This is a genomic window from Streptomyces alkaliterrae (assembly GCF_007097205.2).
Lineage (GTDB): Bacteria > Actinomycetota > Actinomycetes > Streptomycetales > Streptomycetaceae > Streptomyces > Streptomyces alkaliterrae.
The window spans coordinates 1-3,537 of record NZ_VJYK02000428.1 but is presented as its reverse complement, the minus strand read 5'-3'; the positions used below and the strand labels follow the sequence as shown (position 1 = coordinate 3,537).

Annotated in this window: 3 protein-coding genes; all 3 read left to right on the top strand. The window is 73.3% G+C overall.

What is annotated here, in order from left to right:
* On the top strand, positions 1–1,092 hold a 1,092-nt coding region (locus tag FNX44_RS25070; protein ID WP_143651274.1), incomplete at its 5' end, for a LacI family DNA-binding transcriptional regulator.
* A gap of 223 nt (positions 1,093–1,315) precedes the next feature.
* Entirely contained in the window at positions 1,316–2,371 is a 1,056-nt protein-coding gene (locus FNX44_RS25065) for a metallophosphoesterase (protein WP_143651273.1), read from the top strand.
* 340 nt (positions 2,372–2,711) lie between these two features.
* Positions 2,712–3,537, top strand: an 826-nt coding sequence (locus tag FNX44_RS25060) for a hypothetical protein (protein ID WP_143651272.1), incomplete at its 3' end; no start/stop codon positions are given.

The window sequence follows — 3,537 nt, the reverse complement described above, 5'->3', positions numbered from 1 at the left end:
GGCATTCGGGACGTCGCCGCCGCCGCAGGCGTGTCCATCACGACGGTCTCCGACGCGCTCAACGGCAAGGGGCGACTACCCGACGCCACCCGGCGACACGTCAGAGAGGTCGCCGACCGCCTCGGCTACCGCCCCTCCGCCGCCGCCCGCACCCTGCGCACGGGCAAATCCGGCCTCATCGGCCTCACCGTCACCACCTACGGCGAAGAACCGTTCACCTTCACCGAGTTCGCCTACTTCGCCGACATGGTCAGAGCCGCCACGTCCGCAGCGCTCGCCCGCGGCTACGCGCTGGTGATCCTGCCCGCGCCGGCCCGCCACCGCACCCTCGACGTCTGGTCCAACGTCGCCCTCGACGGCACCGTCGTCATCGACCCCGCCGACCACGACCCCGTCGTGACCGAGCTCGTCCAGCAGGGCATCCCCGTCGTCTCCGACGGCCGCCCCGCCGACTCCCTGCCCGTCACCGCCTGGGTCGACAACGACCACGAGGCGGCCGTCACCCACCTCCTCGACCACCTCGCCGACTCCGGTGCCCGCCGCATCGGCCTGCTCACCGGCACCAGCACGGACACCTACACCCGGCTCTCCACCAGCGCCTATCTGCGGTGGTGCGAGCGCGTCGGGCAGGACCCGGTCTACGAGGCGTACCCGGCGCACGACCCGCGCGCCGGCGCCGTCGCCGCCGACCGGCTGCTCGCCCGCCCCGACCGGCCCGACGCCGTCTACGGCCTCTTCGACCCGAACGGCACCGACCTGCTCGCCGCCGCCCGCCGCTACGGGCTGCGCGTCCCGGAGGACCTGCTGCTCGTCTGCTGCAGCGAGTCCACGGTGTACGCGGCGACCGAGCCGCCCATCACCACGCTCTCCCTCAAACCGGGCGACATCGGCACCACCGTCGTACAACTGCTCATCGACGCCATCGAGAGCGACGACCGCCGCCCCGCGCCCGGGCCCAGCGGGCCGCCGGTGCCGCACGCGCCGCGTCAGCGCATCATGCCCACCGACCTGATCGTGCGGACGTCCTCGCAGCGGCGCAGCCGCAGCCCGAAGGTCAACCCACCGCGTCCGCCGCACGCGGACGACCGGTGACCCCCACCCGCCGTCAGAAGATCGATCACCTCTTCGTGGTACGGGGTAAACGGAGAATTCAGGAGAAATTCCCGTCGCGGCGCTTCATGGCGGCAATCGGCACCCCCCTGGTGCGTCGCAACCGCCGAGCCTCGTTCCTATGATGGGCGGACGGCATCCGGGCTGGCTCGGACCAGATCATGCTCACAAGGGTGCACAGCGGCAGATAACGGTGGAGGGGTCGATGACTCAGGGGGCCGGTCAGGGACCCGACGCATGGCAGCACGCTCACCCGGGCAGCGCCGCGCCGGAGGTCGCCTCCCAGGACGACGGCTACACCCCGACCGAGCGGAACATTCCCGTCGTCGGCACCCCCGCCGCGCCCACGCCCACCCTCGTCGACACCCCGGTCCCGGCGCCCGTGCCCGCGCCGGCGGCCGGTGAGCCGGCCGCCCCCGGCCCGCTCTTCGTCGTCGGCGACGTCCACGGCTACCTCGACGAACTGCGCGCCGCGCTGTTCGAGGCCGGCCTCGTCGACCAGGCGGGACACTGGGCCGCCGGCAACAGCCGGCTGTGGTTCCTCGGCGACTTCACCGACCGGGGCCCGGACGGGATCGGCGTCATCGACCTCGTCATGCAGCTCTCCGCCGAGGCCGCCGCCGCCGGCGGCTACTGCAAGGCCCTGCTCGGCAACCACGAGCTGCTCATCCTCGGCGCCCAGCGCTTCGGGGACACCCCGGTGAACTCCGGTGCGGGCACCGCCTCCTTCCAGGCGGCCTGGCTGCTCAACGGCGGACAGCGCGGCGACATGGAACGCCTCCAGGACCACCACATCCGCTGGATGGCCCGGCTCGACGCCATGGCCGTCGAGGACGGCCACCTGCTGCTGCACTCCGACTGCGCCGCCTACCTGGAGTACGGCGACACGATCGAGGCGGTCAACGACGCCATCACCGCCGCGCTCGACGAGCGCGACCCGGACGTGACCTGGGACCTGTTCCGCAAGTTCACCAAGCGCTTCGCGTTCCGCGACGAGGCCGGTCCGCAGACCGCCCGCGAGCTCCTCGACACCTTCGGCGGGCACCGCGTCGTGCACGGCCACAGCCCCATCCCCTACCTGCTCGGCGAGGTCGCCGGCGAGGAGAGCGACGGCGAGGGCGGTGTCCAGGTCAACGGGCCCTACGTCTACGCCGACCAGCTGGCCATCGCCATGGACGGCGGCGTCACGATGGCCGGAAAACTACTCATCGCACAACTCCCCCTGGTGACGGAACCACGGAATACGGTGCCCGCCGCTTGACGCCCCGTCGGAGCGGGCAGGCGTACGGTGGGTGGTCGTACGGTCTCGGAACGGCCGTACGGCAGGAAGGGCGACCGCGGCGGACGGTGGGGCAGCGGTCGTGACAACTCGCGCGCGGAGTTCACCGGGGTGAGCAATTTCGACAACACCCTGTCACCTGTCGCGGGAAGAGTTCTAACATCAGTCCAGCCGCACACCCGCTGAAGATCGCTCACCACCGGACGCGCGGCCACCCACCACCCCTGAGGCAGGGGCGACCCCCGGCACCGGTCGCGCCGGCCCCACCGAACGCCGGAGCCGATCCGCGCCCCGGCCCTACGGAGCATCGGGGGATGCACACATGAACAGCGCTCCGCACCTGCGCCTGGAGGACCGCCCGGAGTTCGAGAGGGTCCTCGACGAGGCGCTGCGCCACGCCGCCGCCCGCACGGCCACGGGGCCCGGCCGGCGCACGGAGGACGGCCGACTGCGTGCCAGGGCCCTGGCGGACGCGGCCACGATCGCCGCGGCGGCCGCCCCCGAGTACGCGGAGTACGTGCACACCAGAGAGCGGCTGCGGCAGCCGGCCACGGCGGGCGGCGGGCAGCCGGGGCCCGGCGGCGCGCCGGCCCGGCCCGGCGGCCCGGGCCGGGGTTCGGGTTCGGGCCCGGAGGAGAAGACCGGCGCGGGCCTGTTCGCCGTCGCCTCGGTCCTGGTACCGGTGCTCGCCGGCGCCGCCGCCGTCATCTTCCTGACAGTCGGTTACGCCCTGCACCTGGTCTCGCCCGAACCGGACATCGCCGCGTCCATGCGGAACGTCGGCTGGGTGTTCGCCGCGATCGCCGTCGCCACGGCCCTCGTCGGCGCGGTCACCCTGCTGCTCACCGCCCTGCGGAACTCCTCCAGCGCGATCCGGCCAGGGTCGGTTTCCGGCCACGGCTTGATGGCCGGATCCAGCCCTACCTCCGACGACGTCGCCGCCGCCAGAGCCGCCTGGCGCCACGCCCTGCTGCACCGCGGCATCCTCCCCTACCTCCGGGAGACCGCCTCGGCGGAGACCGCCTCCACGGAGACCGCCTCCGGCGACCCGGCCGCCGACCCGTCCGACCCGTCCGACCCGCCGCGCACCACCGTCACCGCGGTCGCCATGGCAGTCGCTCCCATGGCGATCACCGGAAGCAGTAGAG

Excerpts from the sequence above, each read along its gene's own strand:
- FNX44_RS25065 (WP_143651273.1), top strand. The coding sequence starts at position 1,316 with ATGACTCAGGGGGCCGGTCAGGGACCCGACGCATGGCAGCACGCTCAC.